Here is a 623-nt window from a genome sequence, read left to right on the forward strand (position 1 = left end):
TCGATGATGGTGTGGGCGTTGGTGCCGCTGACACCGAAGGACGACACGGCGGCACGGCGCGGGCGGTCCGACCCGGGCCACTCCACGGCCTCGGTCAGCAACCGCACCTCACCCGCGGACCAGTCCACGTGCGGCGTCGGCTCATCGACGTGCAGGGTCCGGGGAACGACGCCATGACGCATGGCCATGACCATCTTGATCACACCCGCCACACCCGCGGCGGCCTGCGTGTGGCCGATGTTGGACTTCAGCGAGCCCAGCCACAACGGCCGGCCCTCGGCACGCTCCTGACCGTACGTGGCGATCAGCGCCTGCGCCTCGATCGGGTCGCCGAGCTTGGTGCCCGTACCGTGCGCCTCCACGACGTCGACATCACCCGGGACGAGTCCGGCGGAGGCCAGCGCCTGGCGGATGACCCGCTGCTGCGCCGGGCCGTTCGGGGCGGTCAAACCGTTGGACGCACCGTCCTGGTTCACCGCGCTGCCCCGCACCACCGCCAGCACCCGATGCCCGTTGCGCTCCGCGTCGGAGAGCCGCTCCACCAGCAACACGCCCACGCCCTCGCCCCAGCCGGTGCCATCCGCACCGGCCGCGAACGCCTTGCAGCGTCCGTCGGGCGACAG

General features: G+C 72.1%; 1 protein-coding gene. It reads right to left on the bottom strand.

The window, feature by feature from the left end; all coding sequences use genetic code 11:
• Nucleotides 1–623: beta-ketoacyl synthase N-terminal-like domain-containing protein (locus tag IE198_RS34800; protein WP_189894079.1), on the bottom strand; the 623-nt coding region annotated here is incomplete at both ends.

The organism is Streptomyces xantholiticus, from assembly GCF_014651015.1.
Classification (GTDB): Bacteria; Actinomycetota; Actinomycetes; order Streptomycetales; family Streptomycetaceae; genus Streptomyces; species Streptomyces xantholiticus.